16 protein-coding genes and 1 tRNA gene are annotated in these 17785 nt (G+C 57.1%); 10 read left to right on the forward strand and 7 right to left on the reverse strand.

Going from position 1 to position 17785, the window contains the following annotated elements; translation table 11 throughout:
* Nucleotides 1-71: 71 nt before the first annotated feature.
* The gene (gene tyrS / locus C8265_RS12200) at nt 72-1325 is read right to left on the reverse strand and encodes a tyrosine--tRNA ligase (protein ID WP_108484365.1); all 1254 of its coding nucleotides are present in this window, start codon (nt 1323-1325) and stop codon (nt 72-74) included.
* Nucleotides 1326-1389: 64 nt separating this feature from the next.
* On the opposite strand from tyrS, the gene C8265_RS12205 reads away from it, so the two are divergent.
* Complete coding sequence (locus C8265_RS12205) at nt 1390-2496, forward strand: anhydro-N-acetylmuramic acid kinase (RefSeq protein ID WP_108484290.1); 1107 nt, start codon at nt 1390-1392, stop codon at nt 2494-2496.
* On the opposite strand, the gene gpt is transcribed toward C8265_RS12205, so the two are convergent.
* On the reverse strand, nt 2481-2993 hold the full coding sequence (gene gpt, locus C8265_RS12210) for a xanthine phosphoribosyltransferase (RefSeq protein ID WP_108484291.1): 513 nt from the start codon (nt 2991-2993) through the stop codon (nt 2481-2483). The genes C8265_RS12205 and gpt overlap by 16 nt on opposite strands.
* Before the next feature lie 193 nt (nt 2994-3186).
* Here gpt and C8265_RS19915 point away from each other — a divergent pair, with 193 nt between their 5' ends.
* Nucleotides 3187-3315, forward strand: coding sequence for a hypothetical protein (locus C8265_RS19915; protein WP_276308502.1), 129 nt, complete (start codon nt 3187-3189; stop codon nt 3313-3315).
* Nucleotides 3316-3368: 53 nt separating this feature from the next.
* Here the strand turns inward: C8265_RS19915 and fabI are convergent, their stop codons facing one another.
* A complete protein-coding gene (gene fabI, locus C8265_RS12215; protein ID WP_108484292.1) occupies nt 3369-4175 on the reverse strand; it encodes an enoyl-ACP reductase FabI in 807 nt (268 codons plus the stop codon).
* A 92-nt stretch (nt 4176-4267) separates the two neighbouring features.
* Between fabI and pdxH the strand changes: the two genes are divergently transcribed.
* The 6 genes from pdxH to C8265_RS12250 all read left to right on the forward strand — a co-directional run bounded on the left by pdxH (nt 4268) and on the right by C8265_RS12250 (nt 11242).
* A complete protein-coding gene (gene pdxH / locus C8265_RS12220; RefSeq protein ID WP_108484293.1) occupies nt 4268-4864 on the forward strand; it encodes a pyridoxamine 5'-phosphate oxidase in 597 nt (198 codons plus the stop codon).
* Nucleotides 4865-4999: 135 nt separating this feature from the next.
* Nucleotides 5000-5530, forward strand: coding sequence for a cold-shock protein (locus tag C8265_RS12225; protein ID WP_240611067.1), 531 nt, complete (start codon nt 5000-5002; stop codon nt 5528-5530).
* Nucleotides 5500-5985, forward strand: coding sequence for a DUF192 domain-containing protein (locus C8265_RS12230; RefSeq protein ID WP_108484294.1), 486 nt, complete (start codon nt 5500-5502; stop codon nt 5983-5985). Before C8265_RS12225 ends, C8265_RS12230 begins: the two co-directional genes overlap by 31 nt.
* 40 nt (nt 5986-6025) lie before the next feature.
* Nucleotides 6026-6102, forward strand: a tRNA-Pro gene (locus C8265_RS12235).
* Between the two features lie 566 nt (nt 6103-6668).
* Complete coding sequence (locus C8265_RS12245) at nt 6669-10310, forward strand: vitamin B12-dependent ribonucleotide reductase (RefSeq protein ID WP_108484296.1); 3642 nt, start codon at nt 6669-6671, stop codon at nt 10308-10310.
* A 308-nt stretch (nt 10311-10618) separates the two neighbouring features.
* The gene (locus C8265_RS12250; RefSeq protein WP_108484297.1) at nt 10619-11242 is read left to right on the forward strand and encodes an EF-hand domain-containing protein; all 624 of its coding nucleotides are present in this window, start codon (nt 10619-10621) and stop codon (nt 11240-11242) included.
* A gap of 48 nt (nt 11243-11290) precedes the next feature.
* Here the strand turns inward: C8265_RS12250 and ilvN are convergent, their stop codons facing one another.
* Nucleotides 11291-11863 carry an acetolactate synthase small subunit gene (gene ilvN, locus C8265_RS12255; protein ID WP_108484298.1) on the reverse strand — a complete coding sequence of 191 codons (573 nt, stop codon included), beginning with the start codon at nt 11861-11863 and terminating at the stop codon, nt 11291-11293.
* 91 nt (nt 11864-11954) lie between these two features.
* Between ilvN and C8265_RS19505 the strand changes: the two genes are divergently transcribed.
* Together C8265_RS19505 and C8265_RS12260 are read left to right on the forward strand one after the other, a co-directional pair.
* Nucleotides 11955-12095: a hypothetical protein gene (locus C8265_RS19505; RefSeq protein ID WP_164512323.1), complete on the forward strand. Its 141-nt coding sequence runs from the start codon at nt 11955-11957 to the stop codon at nt 12093-12095.
* 155 nt (nt 12096-12250) lie between these two features.
* The gene (locus C8265_RS12260; RefSeq protein WP_164512324.1) at nt 12251-14224 is read left to right on the forward strand and encodes an ATP-binding protein; all 1974 of its coding nucleotides are present in this window, start codon (nt 12251-12253) and stop codon (nt 14222-14224) included.
* A 23-nt stretch (nt 14225-14247) separates the two neighbouring features.
* Here C8265_RS12260 and C8265_RS12265 read toward each other — a convergent pair whose 3' ends face one another.
* The 3 genes from C8265_RS12265 to C8265_RS12275 form a co-directional block, all read right to left on the reverse strand.
* On the reverse strand, nt 14248-16002 hold the full coding sequence (locus C8265_RS12265) for an acetolactate synthase 3 large subunit (RefSeq protein ID WP_108484300.1): 1755 nt from the start codon (nt 16000-16002) through the stop codon (nt 14248-14250).
* Between the two features lie 375 nt (nt 16003-16377).
* Complete coding sequence (locus tag C8265_RS12270) at nt 16378-17208, reverse strand: arginyltransferase (protein WP_108484301.1); 831 nt, start codon at nt 17206-17208, stop codon at nt 16378-16380.
* 77 nt (nt 17209-17285) lie between these two features.
* A complete protein-coding gene (locus C8265_RS12275; RefSeq protein ID WP_108484302.1) occupies nt 17286-17759 on the reverse strand; it encodes an RDD family protein in 474 nt (157 codons plus the stop codon).
* Nucleotides 17760-17785 lie beyond the last annotated feature (26 nt).

The following is a 17785-nucleotide window of genomic DNA, read 5'->3' on the forward strand; positions in this document are numbered from 1 at the left end:
TCGTTGGGGCCGGGGCGGGGGGCGTTGCCCCCCGGCTGCGCCTCCCCCCAGGATATTTGAGGCAAGAAAAATCAGGACGCCAGAGTGACAAGGGCGTGGCGTTTTTTTCCGGCGCTGAGTTTTATCGGGTTTTCCAAGGCCTTGGCATCCAGCATCAGGCCCGCATCGGTAAGCGGCGCATCGTCAATCCGTGCGCCGTTTTCTGCGATCAGGCGTTTCGCCTCTTTGCCGGTTTTGGCAAGACCCGCGCGCACGATGACCTGAACGATTGAAATGCCATCGCTGATGTCGGCCCGCGTCAGCGCAAGGGTGGGCAGATCATCGCCCACGCCGCCCTTTTCAAACACTTCGCGCGCCGTTGCTTCGGCGGCTTTTGCAGCGTCGGCGCCGTGGCACAGAGTTGTGACTTCGTTGGCCAGAATGATCTTGGCGGCGTTGATTTCCGACCCTTCCAGCGCGCCCAGACGATCGCATTCATCGACTGGCAGTTCGGTAAACAGTTTGGCAAAGCGGCCCACATCGGCGTCGGTGGTGTTGCGCCAGAATTGCCAGAACTCATACGGGGACAGCATATCGGCGTTCAGCCAGATTGCGCCGCCTTGGGATTTGCCCATCTTGCGCCCGTCGCTGGTGGTCAGAAGGGGCGAGGTCAGGCCAAAGATCTGATGGTCAAGCACGCGGCGGGTCAGGTCGATCCCGTTGACGATATTGCCCCACTGATCCGAGCCACCCATCTGCAATACGCAGTCATAGCGCCGGTTCAGTTCAAGAAAATCATAGGCCTGCAGGATCATGTAGTTGAATTCAAGGAAAGACAGCGATTGTTCGCGGTCGAGCCGGGATTTCACCGATTCAAAGGCCAGCATCCGGTTAACCGAAAAATGCCGCCCGATGTCGCGCAGAAAATCTAGGTAATTCAACCCGTCCAGCCATTCGGCATTGTTCAGCATCAGCGCATCGGTCGCGCCGTCGCCATAGGTCAGGTATTTCGCGAATACCTGTTGCATCCCGTCGATATTTTCCTGAATTTGCTCTGGCCCAAGCAGGGGGCGTTCGTCGGCGCGAAAGCTGGGATCGCCCACTTTGGTGGTGCCACCGCCCATCAGCGTGATCGGCTTGTGCCCGGTTTTCTGCAGCCAGCGCAGCATCATGATGTTCAACAAATGCCCCACATGCAGCGATTTCGCCGTTGCATCATAGCCGATATAGGCCGGCACACCGGGTTTCAGCAACGCGTCATCCAGCGATTGGAAGTCGGTGCAATCGGCCAGAAAGCCGCGCGTGGACATAACATTCAGGAAGTCGGATTTTGGGTGGTAGGTCATGGCAGGTTCGTCCATCTTGGCGGTTAGGCGTGGGTATATCCGCGCCAGTCAAAAAGGGAAAGCCATGAAGGGCAAAGGGCCGATCTGGGCGCTTGGGGCGATGTCGGGCACATCACTCGATGGGGTTGATGCCGCGATGGTACTTAGCGATGGGCATGAGATATTCGAATTTGGCGAAACGGCTTACCGCGCGTACACAGCCGAGGAACGCGCCGTTTTGCAGGCCGCATTGGGCACATGGGAGGGCGCGGCAGAGGCCACCGAAATTATTGAAACGGCCCATGCCGAGGTTCTGGCGCGGTTTTGCGGTGCCGAACTGATCGGATTTCACGGTCAGACCCTGGCCCATGACCCGCGCGGGCGCGGCACGCGCCAGGTGGGTGATGGTGCGGCTTTGGCCTGCCATCTTGGCGTGCCCGTCGTGTGGGATTTTCGCAGTGCCGATGTAGAGATGGGCGGCGAGGGCGCGCCGCTGGCGCCATTCTTTCACTTTGCCTGTGCGAAATGGTTTGGTGCCACCGCCCCCGTGGCGTTTTTGAACCTGGGCGGTGTGGGCAATATTACCTGGGTTGATCCGGCGTTTGAAAAGCCCGAAACGCCCGGCGCATGCCTTGCCTTTGATACCGGACCGGCCAACGCACCATTGAACGATTTCCTGTCCCGCCGGCGAGGCGTGGCGTTTGACGAGGGCGGCACGCTCGCGGCCCAGGGAGCCCCGGATGAGGATATCCTGTCGCGGCTGTTGGGGCAGGGGTATTTCGCCCGGATGCCGCCCAAATCACTTGACCGCGACGATTTCGCCTGGCTTGCCGAGGCGGTTCGCGGGCTGAGCGATGCCGACGGGGCGGCAACACTGACCGCCTGTGCCGCGGTCAGTGTTGCCGCCGCGATGGAGCATTTGCCCCAAAACCCGGCGCGTTTGTTGGTGACCGGCGGCGGGCGGCACAATCCGGTGATGATGCAGATGATCGCGGGTGCCGTGGATTGCGCCGTTGATCCGGTGGAAACGGTTGGCCTGAACGGTGATATGTTAGAGGCTCAGGCGTTTGGCCATCTGGCGGTGCGCGTGGCGCGGGGGCTGCCCACATCCGGCCCGTCAACCACCGGCGTGGCGGCGGCAATCGGGGGCGGCGTGGTCAGCCGACCCGAGGGCGATCATGTGCCGCGGTAGGGTTCAACGTATTGCAGGGCCATGTCCCATGGGAAGAAAATCCAGGTGTCCTGGCTGACTTCGGTGATGAACGTATCGACCATGGGGCGGCCTTTGGGTTTGGCATAGACCGTTGCAAAATGCGCCTTGGGATACAGGGCGCGAACCAATTCCAGGGTGCGGCCCGAATCCACCAGATCGTCAACGATCAGAATGCCGGTGCCATCGCCCATCATTTCGTGATCCGGCGATTTCAAAACGCGGGCTTCGGATTGCAACTGATGATCATATGATTTCACGCTGATCGTATCGACGGTGCGGATGTCCAATTCGCGCGCCACGATCATTGCCGGGGCCATGCCGCCACGGGTAATTGCCACCACTGCCCGCCATGCGCCGTCATCGGGGCCATGCCCATCAATGCGCCAGGCAAGGGCGCGACTGTCGCGGTGGATCTGATCCCACGAAATGTGGAAGCCTTTTTCATGGGGCAGGCGGCTTTCGTCTTTGGTGCTCATGGGGGGCCCTTACGCTGCTGAATGATGGGGTTGTAACGGGCGATGGCCGATTGGGAAAGGGCGTATGCGATGACCTGGGCGGTGAATATGCGTGTCGGCCAATAGGGCGGCAAAGACAATGAATTGGCCGCAGACATGGAAGATTAACCCTTTCGACACTATATGTGTATCAAACAGCGAAAAGGGATGTGCCATGATCGGTTCAGGATTAGACAGCGTTTTACTGGCGGCCTTTGTTGGGGTGGCGACAGGGGGTGCGATATTCGCATCAACCCTGACACGGCGCATTCGGGTGCCGATTGCCGACGAGCCACAGCGTTAAACCGTGTGAACCGCGTTGAAAAAGCGGTTCACACAGTACTGTCGCGCTTGGCGTTAGCCTTTGGTCATGTCGGGCGCGTCAACCGCTTTCATACCCACCACGTGATAGCCTGCATCAACATGCAGGTTTTCGCCGGTCGTGCCGGACCCAAGGTCAGACAACAGGTAAAGCGCGGCTTTGCCGACCTCTTCTTGGGTGACATTGCGGCGCAGCGGCGAATTATACTCGTTCCACTTCATGATATAGCGGAAATCGCCGATGCCGCTGGCGGCCAGGGTTTTGATTGGCCCGGCGGAAATCGCATTGACGCGAATTCCGTCTTTTCCCAGATCCTCGGCCAGGTATTTCACCGATGCCTCAAGCGCGGCCTTGGCGACGCCCATGACGTTATAATGCGGCATGACTTTTTCAGCGCCGTAATAGGTGAGGGTGAGCGCACTGGCGCCCGGGCCCATCAGTTTTTCGGCGCGTTGCATCACGGCGGTGAAGGAATAGACCGAAATATCCATCGACATGCGAAAGTTTTCGCGGCTGGTGTCAACATACCGGCCGCGCAATTCGTTCTTGTCGGAAAAACCGATGGCGTGAACGACAAAATCCAATCCACCCCAGCGTTGTTTGATTTCTGCAAACAGCGCATCCAGTGATGCCGCATCGCCCACGTCGCAGGGCACCAGAAAATCGCTACCTACGGATTCGGCCAAGGGGCCGACACGTTTTTTCAACGCATCCCCTTGATAGGAAAAGCACATATCGGCGCCCGCCTCGCCCAGCGCCTTGGCAATGCCCCAGGCGATGGATTTATCATTGGCCAACCCCATGATCAGGCCGCGCTTTCCCTTCATCAATTCACTTGTCATCGAATTTGCCCCTTAGCCGACCTTACATTGACCGTTGGTTTAGGTCATTGTTACCCTACCAGCAAGCGGCACGACCGACAGGAGAGCACCCGATGAGCAGTATTTTTGGCCAAGACGATCCCTTTGCCCTGACGCGCGATTGGATGGCTGAAGCCGCGCCAAAAGAACTTGCCGATCCAAATGCCATATCCCTGGCAACGGTGGATTCCGACGGCATGCCCAACGTCCGGGTTGTGCTGTTGAAAGAGATCGAAGACGACGCCTTTGTTTTTTATACCAATTACGAGGGCAAAAAGGGTCAGGAACTGATCGCATCGGGCAAGGCGGCGTTCGTGCTGCATTGGAAATCAATCGCCCGTCAGGTGCGGGTGCGCGGGCTGGTCGAAAAGGAAGACGGCCCAATCGCCGACGCCTATTACAACAGCCGCGCGTTGGACAGCCGTTTGGGCGCCTGGGCCTCGAAACAATCCAGACCGTTGAAAAACCGTGCCGCGCTGATGGCCGAAGTGGCAGCCGCAGGTGTGCGGTTTGGCACAACCCCGCCCCGCCCGCCATTCTGGGGCGGCTTTCGGATCAAACCACTTGAGGTTGAATTTTGGGCCGATGGCGCATTCCGCTTGCATGATCGCGAACGCTGGCTACGTTCGGCGCTGGATCAGGAGTGGCAAAGAACCCGCCTTTATCCTTGATCTGTGTTGGTTTCCCGGGTCACTTTGGTCTGGTATAGTTTTGTAAGGTGTGGCCGCGTCTTGTTTTTGCGGGAAAGTCTGCCCCGCGTGGCGGTATGTGAATTGGCCGAACCGGTCGCAAACGCGAGACCTGAAGTGCAAAACGACGGTGAACAGATAGCCGTGGAAGGCCACGTCAAATGGTTCGATCCCGGCAAGGGGTTTGGATTTGTCGTGTCTGCGGCGGTCAGCACCGATATCTTGTTGCATGCAAATGTGTTGCGCAATTTTGGCCAGAGTTCGGTTCTGGATGGGGCGGCGATTCGACTGACCGTTCAAATCACCACCCGCGGTGCGCAGGCTGTTGAAATACTGTCCATTGTCGCACCGGATCTTTCCCAATCCTCAGACCGCTTGCCAGAGGACATGCCATTTGACACCGAATTGATCGGTGGCCCGCTTGCGCCCGCGCGTGTCAAATGGTTTGACCGGGGCAAAGGGTTTGGCTTTGCCAATGTTTTCGGCAATTCGGACGACGTATTCATCCATGTCGAGGTATTGCGCCGCTCGGGTTTGGCCGATTTGCAACCGGGCGAAGCGGTGGGCCTGCGCGTGGCAGATGGCAAGCGCGGCAAACTGGCAACAGAGGTGACATCATGGGAATCAGCATCGGAAAATTCGGACTAGCGGTTCTTTTCGTCGCGGCCCTTCCGGGGATCGTCAGCGCGGCTTGCACCCCGACGGTGGCGGATTTGCGCGGCGATTGGGGCCAGGCCCGGTTCACCGTTGAATTGGCCGATGATGCCAGTGAGCGGGCGGTCGGGCTGATGAACCGGCCGCAAATGGCCAAAAGCCGGGGCATGTTATTTGTTTATGAACGGCCTCAGGCTGCGTCATTCTGGATGCGCAACACGCTGATTCCGCTTGATATGATCTTCATGGATGAAACCGGTACCGTCACCCGTATTCATGAAAACGCGGTTCCTTTGGATGAAACCCCGATCCCTGGTGGAACGTCGGTTAAATTGGTGCTGGAAATCAACGGCGGGCTGTCCCGCGTCTTTGGCATCACCGTGGGCAGCACCCTGCGCCACCCTTCGGTTGCACAAAATCGCGCGGCGTGGCCCTGTTCGCCACCTTAGTGCTTTACGCCCGCGTTTCAGCCCGCTATGAGGGCCATGTCGGGGCGTAGCGCAGCCTGGTAGCGCATCTGTTTTGGGAACAGAGGGTCGTAGGTTCGAATCCTATCGCCCCGACCATTTACCACCATCATTTATATTTAACGAACCGCTGATCGCCCTATGCGATTCGGCGGATTGTGCGGTTTTCGCCGCGGTTTGGGCGAAACTGCGCCGCGCGCTTGCGCACCCCTAGGGTTGTGAAAAATAGTTGTCTTGGGTCTGGCGCGGATGATCTCCACATCCCTGTTGCCGTCGCCATGTGCGTAACCCCGCTAAACCTGCTCGACTAAAAGGGAAATCCCGCAAAGGGCTGTGGCACAGCCTGTGGATAGTTTCGGGAGGAATCTAACGCCCCCCTGCGGCGACAGAATTTCGGGCAACGGTCAAGCCGTCAAAGCGCAAAATTATCGGTTGAGTCCGATGGCGAAATACGTCAGCTTGTACATGCCGCCGGGGACAACACCAGATATGGTGCAGGTTGAGCAAAGCGACATATCCAAGGTACGCCGGGTTTCCGGTGCTTCCCAGGGGCCAGAATGGCCCCTGTCGGAGACGTTTTGCGCGACCGCCCCCCATGAACGACCACCGCCAGGGGCCTTCTGCAACGACAGGGGCGACCGATATCTTGAGGATAAAGGGCAGATATGAAAATCGAACGCACGTTCACCCGCGCCGGTTCAGACCCGTATGCAAAGCTTGAATTCACCACGGTGACAAGCGAGATTCGCAATCCAAACGGCACCATCGTTTTTCACAACGATCAGGTGGAAGTGCCCGGCACCTGGAGCCAGGTCGCCAGCGATGTCATTGCCCAGAAATATTTCCGCAAGGCCGGTGTGCCTGCGGTTCTGAAAAAAGTGCGCGAAAAGGATGTGCCGGAATTTTTATGGCGCTCGGTTCCCGACACCGATGCCTTGGCCAAATTGCCCGAGGCCGATCGTTTCGGCGGCGAAACCTCATCGAAACAGGTATTTGACCGTTTGGCCGGCGCCTGGGCCTATTGGGGTTGGAAAGGCGGCTATTTCAGCAGCGAAGCCGACGCCCAAGCCTATTTTGATGAAATGCGGTTCATGCTGGCCACGCAAAAGGCCGCCCCAAACAGCCCGCAGTGGTTTAACACCGGGTTGCATTGGGCCTATGGCATCGATGGCCCGGCGCAGGGGCATTACTATGTCGATTTCAAAACCGCCAAGCTGACCAAATCGAAATCCAGCTATGAGCACCCCCAGCCCCACGCCTGTTTCATCCAATCGGTGGCCGATGATCTGGTCAACGATGGCGGGATCATGGATTTGTGGGTGCGCGAGGCGCGTCTGTTCAAATACGGCTCGGGCACCGGCACCAACTTCAGCTCGCTGCGCGGTGAGGGCGAAAACCTGTCGGGCGGCGGTAAATCCAGCGGGCTCATGGGGTTTCTGAAAATCGGTGATCGTGCGGCGGGCGCAATCAAATCGGGCGGCACCACGCGCCGTGCGGCGAAAATGGTGATCGTCGATGCCGACCACCCGGATGTGGAAGATTTCATCAACTGGAAAGTGATCGAAGAACAAAAGGTTGCGTCGATCGTGGCCGGTTCCAAGATGCACGAACAGAAATTGAACGCGCTGTTCGCCGCAATCAAGGCGTGGGATGGCAAGGCCATTGATGCCTATGATCCCAAGGTCAACGAGGCCCTGAAGGCCGCCGTGAAAGACGCCAAAAAGGTTGCGATTCCGGAAACGTATATCAAACGGGTTCTGGATTATGCCAAGCAGGGCCATACCAGCATCGAATTTCCCACGTACGATACAGATTGGGATTCCGAGGCCTATTCATCGGTTTCGGGCCAGAATTCAAACAATTCGATCCGCGTGACCGACGCCTATCTTGAGGCGGTCAAGAATGACAGCGATTGGGATTTGATCAACCGCAAAGACGGGCAGGTGGCCCGCACCATCAAAGCCCGCGATTTGTGGGATCAGGTGGGCCATGCCGCCTGGGCCTGTGCCGATCCGGGGATTCAGTTTCACGATACGGTCAATGATTGGCACACCTGCCCCGAAGACGGCGCGATCCGTGGATCGAACCCGTGCAGCGAATACATGTTTCTTGACGATACCGCCTGTAACCTGGCGTCGATGAACCTGTTGACCTTCCTGAAAAACGGGAAATTTCAGGTCGAAGAGTACATGCACGCCACCCGTCTGTGGACGCTGACCCTGGAAATTTCCGTGACCATGGCGCAGTTCCCATCAAAGGAAATCGCCCAACGCTCTTACGATTTCCGCACGCTTGGCCTGGGCTATGCCAATATCGGCGGGCTGTTGATGAACATGGGGCATGGATACGACAGCAAAGAGGGCCGCGCCCTGTGCGGTGCCCTGACCGCGATCATGACCGGTGTGTCCTATGCCACCAGCGCCGAAATCGCCGGCGAGTTGGGCGCATTTCCGGGCTATGGGAAAAACGCAGAACACATGTTGCGCGTGATCCGCAATCACCGCACTGCGGCCCATGGCCTGTCGGACGGATATGAAAAACTGGCCACAAAACCTGTGCCGCTGGACCATGCCAATTGCCCCGATGACCGGTTGGCGGACATCGCCAAGGGCGCCTGGGACAAGGCATTGGCCTTGGGCGAAAAGAACGGTTACCGCAACGCGCAGGTGTCGGTCATTGCGCCCACGGGCACCATCGGCCTTGTCATGGATTGCGACACCACCGGGATCGAGCCTGACTTCGCCTTGGTCAAATTCAAGAAGCTGGCAGGCGGCGGATATTTCAAGATCATCAACCGTTCGGTGCCCGCAGCATTGGAGAATCTGGGCTATCGCAGCGCCGAGATTGAAGAAATCATCGCGTATGCCGTGGGCCATGGCAGCATTGGCAATGCCGCTGGAATCAACAAGACCACGCTGATCGGCCATGGCTTTGGCCCCAAAGAGATCGAAAAGATCGAAGCCGCCCTGCCAAGCGCCTTTGACATTCGGTTTGTGTTCAACCAGTGGACGCTGGGCGAATCCTTCTGTCGCGAAACCCTGGGTATTCCGGCGGACAAACTGATCGATCCAACCTTTGATTTGCTGCGCCACCTGGGCTTTACCAAGCAGGATATCGATGCCGCCAATGACCATGTGTGTGGCACCATGACCCTGGAAGGCGCGCCGCACCTGAAAAAAGAGCACTATCACATCTTCGATTGCGCCAACCCTTGCGGCAAAACCGGCAAACGGTTTTTGTCGGTCGACAGCCATATCTATATGATGGCGGCGGCACAGTCGTTCATCAGCGGCGCGATTTCCAAAACCATCAACATGCCCAACGATGCCACAATCGAAGATTGCCTGAAGGCCTATGAATTGTCGTGGTCCCTGGCGGTGAAGGCCAATGCGCTGTATCGCGATGGATCGAAATTGTCACAACCCCTGGCCGCGGCCCTTGTTGAGGACGACGATGAGGCGCAAGAGGTTCTGGCAACCGGTTCTGACCGCGAAAAGGCCATCGTGCTGGCCGAAAAGATCGTGGAAAAGGTGATCATCAAGGAAGTGGCCAAAGGGCGCGATAAAATGCCCGAACGCCGCCGGGGATATACCCAAAAGGCGCTGATTGGTGGTCACAAGGTGTATTTGCGCACCGGTGAATACCGCGATGGCACCTTGGGCGAAATCTTTATCGACATGCATAAAGAGGGGGCCGGTTTCCGCGCGATGATGAACAATTTTGCCATCGCGGTGTCGGTTGGCCTGCAATACGGCGTGCCGCTGGAAGAGTTCGTCGATGCCTTTACCTTTACCAAATTCGAACCAGCCGGCATTGTACAGGGCAACGACAGCATCAAGAACGCCACCTCGATCCTTGATTATATCTTCCGCGAATTGGCAGTGTCGTATCTGGACCGGACCGATCTGGCCCATGTCCAACCCACCGGGGCGTCGTTCGATGATATTGGGCGCGGATCGCAAGAGGGCGTGCGAAATTTCGAAAACGTGCCCGGATCAAACGGCACATCGCCCTTGGATGTTTTGCGCCAAGTCGCCTCAACCGGGTTCATGCGCAACCGCGTGCCGTCGGAATTGCGGGTGTTGCAAGGCGGGCAATTGTCCGATCCTGTCGCAACCCTCGACACCCTGGCGCCGGAAATCAAAACACCGACAACCGCCAAGGCGCCCGTGCTCGATTCACGCACCAAGGCCAAGATGCAGGGGTATGAGGGCGAGGCCTGCGGCGAATGCGGCAACTATACCCTGGTGCGCAACGGCACCTGCATGAAGTGTAACACCTGCGGCGGCACAAGCGGGTGTAGCTGAAAACAAGGTGCGCCGCCGGTGCGAAACTGACCGGCGGTTCACCAAAACGCTGATGATTTTACCCTTGGGGCGTCCGTGTGGCGCCCCTTTTTCATGGGGCGTGGGGACGACTTGGCCAAGGTGCGGTGGAATGGCCTCTACAACCCTACAACGTATTTTTGAATCACAACCCGGCGATAAGTTCCCGGATTATCAAACAAAACTATGTGACTGCAGCGCGTTCGTTTGTTGGGAACGATCGGACAGATCGGCGCATTGTGTTTGGGAAGGCACAATGAAGTGTCACAATGACGATTTAGGAGTACAATATGAAACGTTTGATGATTGCCGCTACCGTAACCGCCATTTCAACCACCGCCGCATTTGCCGCAATGGAAATCGCGGATCTCGACACCGACGGTGACCGCTTTGTTTCCAAAGAAGAGTTGATGGTGGCCTTGCCGAATTTTGACGCCACATTCTTTGATGAAATCGATACCAACGGTGACAACCGCATCAGCAGCGAAGAGTTTTACACCACCGAAGCCCAAGATATCATGGCCCGCGCAAGCTCTGCGGAAATGCAGTTGAAGGCAGACACAGATGGTGACGGATTTGTAAGCTATGAAGAGTTGAACGCGATGGTGCCGATGTTCGCACAGTCCGATTTCGATGAGATCGACACAAACAGCGACAATCGCCTGAGCGCGGATGAGCTGAATGCACCCGGTGCATGGTCGCTGATCCAAGGCGAAGCCGCTGCCGCAACCACGATGGACATCGCATCGATGGACACAAACAACGACAACTTTGTCACCTATGACGAACTTGCCGTTGCCTTTCCGAAAGTGCCCGAAGCAACGTTCAATGATATCGACACCAACGATGACGGCCGCCTGAGCGCCAATGAATTGAACGCGCCAGACGCCCGGACCATGCTGAACGAATACTAAGTTCAGATCAGTGTCAAATCAGGCCGCCAGCTTTGCTGGCGGCTTTTTTCATGCGTTGTCGACAGTGCCACGGCCCAGCGCCGCGATGCCCGTGCGCGCCACTTCGATCAATCCCAAGGGGCGCATCAATTCGGCGAAGGCATCAATTTTCTCCGGGGTTCCGGTGATTTCAAAGACGAAACTGTTCAACGTCGAATCAACAACATTAGCCCGAAAAATATCGGCCAGGCGCAATGCCTCGACACGTTCATTGCCGCTTCCTCCGACCTTGAACAGGCCCAGTTCGCGTTCAACTGTGGGGCCTTCGACCGTCAGATCGTGGACTTCGTAAACCGGTACGATCCGGCCCAACTGGGCCTTGATCTGTTCGATGACAGAAGGGGTGCCGCGGGTCACGATGGTAATGCGTGAGCGACGGCCGGTGTGATCGATTTCGGCCACTGTCAGGCTGTCGATATTGTATCCGCGCCCCGAAAACAGGCCGATCACCCGGGCCAGCACGCCGGCTTCATTGTCCACCACCACGGCCAATGTATGGCTTTCGATCACATCAGAGTTGGGGTCACGCAAATCATAAGCTGAATGGCGGGACGTTCCTTTTTTGATCTTGAGGGCGGACATACGCGCAACTTCCTTGTGTAAAATGAAAAATGGCCTTTGCACTGTCTTTAGCGCGGTTCACTTAAACATGTTTTGATCAAGACAGGCCAGAGTGAAGATCACATCGGCACGGGATGAGGCCCTGATCGCGAATGCCCTGTATCGCCAATGGATGGCAGGGGTTTCAGGGCTGCCTGACCGGCCCGAAAAACGGGGATGTGATGGCAATATCGGGGGCGGGTGGCGTCTGTGATCGGTCAGGCTTCAATTCGTTTTGCGCTACACGCTTTGTTAACCAAAGACGTACTAGGCTGGGCGCTGCCACGACGATCCTGTGAGGCTATGATAAACGCTCATCCACCCTTGCCAGATGCCAATGATTTTGCGCGCCTTCCGCCTCATCTCAGGATGCAGGCCCTTATAGATACGCTGCCCTTGTTCACCTGGCAGATGGATCGCGATTGGCGCATTACAAAAGTAAGCGATGCAATATCCTGGGTGATGGGGCTGAATCCCGCCGATCTGATTGGTGTTCAGGTGATGGATGTCAATTTCGGCACTGCCGAGACCGAAGGCGGGCTGGCCCACTATTTCGACACGCTGCTATCTGAAAAAAGCTTTAGCAATCTGTGCTATGAACGCATTGCGCTGAATGGCACCCGATGCGTCCTGATGGACAGTGCAATACCGATTCTGGACGGGGCGGGCCGATTCGCCGGATATGAGGGCATAACATTTGAACTGAGCCGTACGATCCAGCAGGCCGAGGAAACCGCCAGTTTGGTGTATTCGTTGAAATCGCGTGCGGATCAGTTGGAAAAGGAACTGTCGGTTCGGAACAAAGAGTTGGAATCAACCAACCATCTGTTGACCGAAATCATCGAAGCGATGGGTGAGGGCCTTTTGGTGACCTCGGATCAGACGACGGATGATGGGCAGGATCGTATCGAATTCACCAACCAGGCGTTCCTGGATCAGTTCGATCTGACACCTGATCAGATCCGGTGTGGGATGCCCCAGTCAGACCTGTTGTCGATCATGGCGGCGCGCGGCGATATGGACTCTGTGGCAGATGAAATGGCCCAGATCATCAGGCAGTTGCGCGGCAAAGGCACGGCGATGATCCGGCTCAAACGCTCAGGGCGCAGCCTGTATTGCCGGGCGTCCACGCGCCCCTCGGGTGGGCGCGTCATGGTGCACACGGATGTGACCGAACTGGAGGCCCGCAGCGCCGCCTTGGGGCGCGCATTGGAACAGGCCGGGGCAGCCAGTGCCGCGAAATCAAATTTTCTGGCGACGATGAGCCATGAGTTTCGCACGCCTTTGAATGGCATTGTCGGATTGACGGATGTGTTGGCCGAAACCCCGCTGAATGCTGAACAAAAAGAGCTGGTGTCGACGATCCAAAGCTCGGCGGCGGCGCTGACCGGGCTGATCAATGACATATTGGATTTCTCGAAAATCGAGGCCGGGCATGGCGCGCTGGCGTCCGAGCCGGTATTTTTGGCAGACTTGGCGCGCGATGTTCTGGCTTTGGTGCGGCCGTTGGCGCAGGCAAAGGCGCTGAAGCTTGATCTGTCGATTGGCGCTGACGTGCCCGAAACCGTCTGTGGCGATCCCCTGCGCCTGCGTCAGGTTCTGTTGAATCTATTGGGAAATGCGGTGAAATTTACCGATCTGGGCACGGTGACCTTGGAAATCAGCGGGCCGGGGCCGATTGTTTTGACAGTGCGCGATACCGGAATCGGCATTCCCGAGCCCGAACTTGCCACACTTTATGAGCCATTTCGCCAAGTGCAATCCGGGCTTCAGCGACAGTTCGAAGGCACGGGACTGGGCCTCGCAATCACGCAGCGATTGATCGAAATGATGGGTGGGGCAATGCATGTCACATCACAGGTCGGGGTGGGCAGTTGTTTTCGTCTAACGCTGCCGCTGAAATGTTGCGCGAAGGGCATCAAAACAGTCGACATGGCTCATGCGCCGCCTGTCGGATTGGCGGGGCTGCGGGTTTTGGTGGCCGAAGACAACCGTACCAATCAGATGGTCTTGCGAAAAATGTTGGAAAAAGCAGGCGCGCAGGTAACGATTGCCGCATCTGGCACCGAGGCATTCGAGGCGGCAAAATGTGTGAACGTCGATGTCATATTGATGGATGTCGCGATGCCCGGCATGAACGGGTTTGAAGCAAGCCGTGCCATTCGCGCATTTGAGGATAAAGTCGGCCTGCCGCGCCGCCCGATCATCGCCGTCACCGGCAACGCATCTGATAAAGATCGCGCGATGGCAATGGAGGCGGGAATGGATGATTTTCTCGCCAAACCCGTGCGCCGGGATCAAATGCTGGCTTGTGTCGCAAATTTTCTGGTGGCCGAAACGTAATCGCCCGGCCACCGGAAAAGGGTTTAAACCATTACCGCGCCGGAACGACCGATGGCGTCTTTGGTGGACGCTTCGCCCAACAACATCTTGTTGTGTGCTTCGCCTGACGGGATCATCGGGAAGCAATTTTCGTGTTTTTCGACTAGACAATCAAACACGACTGGCCCGGCATGGGTGATCATCTCGATAATCGCATCGTCCAGGGTGTCAGGGTCATCACACCGGATTCCTTTGGCGCCAAAGCTTTCAGCCAATTTGACAAAATCAGGCAGGGATTCTGACCAGGAATGTGAATACCGCTCACCATGAAGCAATTCCTGCCATTGGCGCACCATGCCCAGGCGTTCGTTGTTCATGATGAACTGTTTGACCGGCAGGCGATATTGCATCACCGTGCCCATTTCCTGCATGTTCATCAACCACGATGCCTCGCCCGCGACGTTGATCACCAAAGCATCGGGGTGGGCCATCTGCACGCCAACCGACGCCGGGAAACCATACCCCATGGTGCCCAGTCCCCCCGATGTCATCCACCGGTTCGGGTCTTCAAAATCAAGGTATTGCGCCGCCCACATCTGATGCTGGCCCACCTCGGTGGTGATATAGCGATCATACTTTTTTGTCAGCTCTTCCAACCGCTTAAGCGCATACTGGGGTTTGATGATTTTCCCTTTTTGAGAGAATTTCAGGCAATCAATGGCCCGCCACGCATCGATTTTTTTCCACCACTTTGCCAGGCCTTCGCGCTGGGGTTGCAAACCGCGCTCTTTCCAGACGGCGATCAGTTGTTCCAACACCTGGGTGACATCCCCGATGATCGGCATTTCAACGCGGATCACCTTGTTGATCGAACTGGGGTCGATATCGATATGGGCCTTGCGTGAATTCGGGCTGAATTCTTCGACCCGCCCGGTGATCCGGTCATCAAACCGCGCGCCGATGTTGACCATCAGGTCACAGCCGTGCATGGCCATGTTCGCCTCGTAAAGTCCATGCATGCCCAACATGCCCAGCCATTGCTTGCCCGACGCCGGATAGGCCCCCAGACCCATCAATGTACTGGTGACAGGAAAACCGGTCAGTTCGGCCAGTTCGCGCAACAATTCTGACGCGCGCGGCCCGGAATTGATGACGCCGCCACCGGTGTACAGGATCGGGCGTTCGGATTTTGCCATCGCTTCGGCCAGTTCGGCGATTGTATCGGGGTTGCCCATGGTTTTTGGCTGATAATGGCTGACCTTGACCTTTTGTTTTGGGACATAGGTGCCATTGGCGAATTGTACGTCTTTCGGGATATCCACCAAAACCGGGCCGGGGCGGCCGGATGTGGCAACGTGAAACGCCTCGTGGATCGTGCCGGAAAGCTTGTCAGTCTCTTTCACCAGCCAGTTGTGTTTGGTGCAGGGGCGGGTGATGCCAACGGTGTCGGCCTCTTGAAACGCATCGTTGCCAATCATGAAGGTCGGAACCTGGCCGGTCAGAACGACAATCGGGATCGAATCCATCAACGCATCGGTCAACCCGGTGACCGCATTGGTCGCGCCGGGGCCGGATGTCACAAGGCACACGCCGGGCTTGCCGGTGGCGCGGGCGTATCCTTCGGCGGCATGGGTGGCGGCCTGTTCGTGGCGCACCAGAACGTGGCGGATTTCGTTTTGCTGAAATATCTCGTCGTAAATCGGCAGAACGGCACCACCGGGGTACCCAAACACCACCTCAACCCCTTGATCCTTGAGCGCCTTTACCACCATGGCGGCCCCGGTCATCGTCTTTTTCATCACGTTCTCTCCGCATTTGCCAATTGGCCTGTCTTTCGGTCATAAAAAAACCCCCGTTTGATCGGGGGCGCATGGGGTACCTTTTGGGTGTCCGTTACCGGCCCATGCGCGCGTATCTTACAATGACGACGATGACAGACATGCGCCTGGCTCCTATTTCGCTATTTTAGCAACTTAGAAGCGGCGCAGGGGGCCGTCAACCAGTCTTGAAATTAAAAGTGTCCCTGGGGTGTGGCATATTGTACTTTTCTTGCGCCAATCCGCTGTTTTGTCGGTGAATGCAAAAAGGCCGGGCGATTTTGCCAGTCTGACGCACCGCGAATGCCAAAATATTCATGCCCGAGGCCAAATGCATCCGGTTGGGATGCGCCCTGTTCACCGGGTGGGGCGGGTGTCGGGCAGGTTGATCTGCGCCACCTGTTCGGCGATCGGATCGGTTGATTGTGGATTAAGAGCCGATGAATAGGCGGATTCCTCTTTCAACGGCTCCCATTGGCCACCTGTGTACACCTCCAACCCGGAAAAACGGGCCTTATATCCCATCTTTGGGCTGCCGGGCACCCAATAGCCAAGGTAAACAAAAGGCAGATCCGCCTCGCGGGCGATTTCGATGTGGTCCAATATCACGTGGGTGCCCAGACTTTCGGCCGGTGTTTCAGTGTCGTAAAACGAATAAACCATCGAAAGACCATCGGCCAGAACATCGGTCAGACACACAGCGGCCAGTTCGCGATTGCGCGGTGTCGGGCCGGGGCGGGAATATTCGATCACGCGACTGCGGATCGGTGTTTCCTCGATCATCGCGGCGAATTCGAAAATATCCATATCCGCCATCCCGCCGGTGGCATGGCGGCTTTCCAGATATCGGCGGAACAAGGCGAATTGATCTTCGGTGGCCCAGGGCGAATTTGCCTGCCGCTCCAGATGGGTATTGCGGCGCAGGATTTTGCGCTGTGTGCGTGACGGTTTGAAATCGGCCACCCGCACCCGCGCCGACAGACAGGCCGAACATTCGGCGCAAGACGGACGGTAAAGCACATTTTGTGATCGGCGAAACCCCTGCTGAGACAGGCTATCGTTCAGCGTAGCGGCATATTCGCCCTGCAACGCGGTAAACAGCTTTCGCTCCATCCGGCCCTCAAGATAGGGGCAGGGCTGTGGAGCCGTCACATAGAATTGTGGGGCGATAGGAAGAGTGTGGCGCATGGCATCCCGGTGGTCTGGTCGCACTTGTACTTAAAGTAACAACCGTTTTCAATTTGGCCAAGCCCCATACTGCGCCTTTACGACGCAGCCCGGTTCAGCGCGGCCGTGCCCATGACGTAATCGGTCAACCCCTGTGCACGGGCCGAGGTCAGCATCAAAACGATGGAAATCAGTTGAACCGGGAAGAACGTGACCGACACGGCATATCCCAATGTGTGCAAAAACGCCGCCATCAGATCAAATCGTGCGCCCTGTGAGGTACGCAGTTCGATCGCCATCAGGCGCATGCCCGGCGTGCCCGACCAATTGGCCAAAGATACGACACGGTACATGAAACTGATCACGCCAAACAGCATCGGCAGGAAAAACAGCCCGATAAAAAGGGTGAACGGCACCAGTACCGCCGTAATCACGCCAATGATCACCACATCCACCACCCAGGCCAGCAACCGTTTGGATGGCACATTCTCGTAAAACCCAGACTGACGGTCAGGGTCAGGCAAACCCCAGTTTACGGGGGCAGTATCGGGGCGAATATCGTCAAAGCGCATGAATTTGTCCGGTTGGGTATAAGGTG

The sequence above is a fragment of the Oceaniglobus ichthyenteri genome, assembly GCF_003057885.1.
In the GTDB taxonomy this organism is placed as follows: domain Bacteria; phylum Pseudomonadota; class Alphaproteobacteria; order Rhodobacterales; family Rhodobacteraceae; genus Oceaniglobus; species Oceaniglobus ichthyenteri.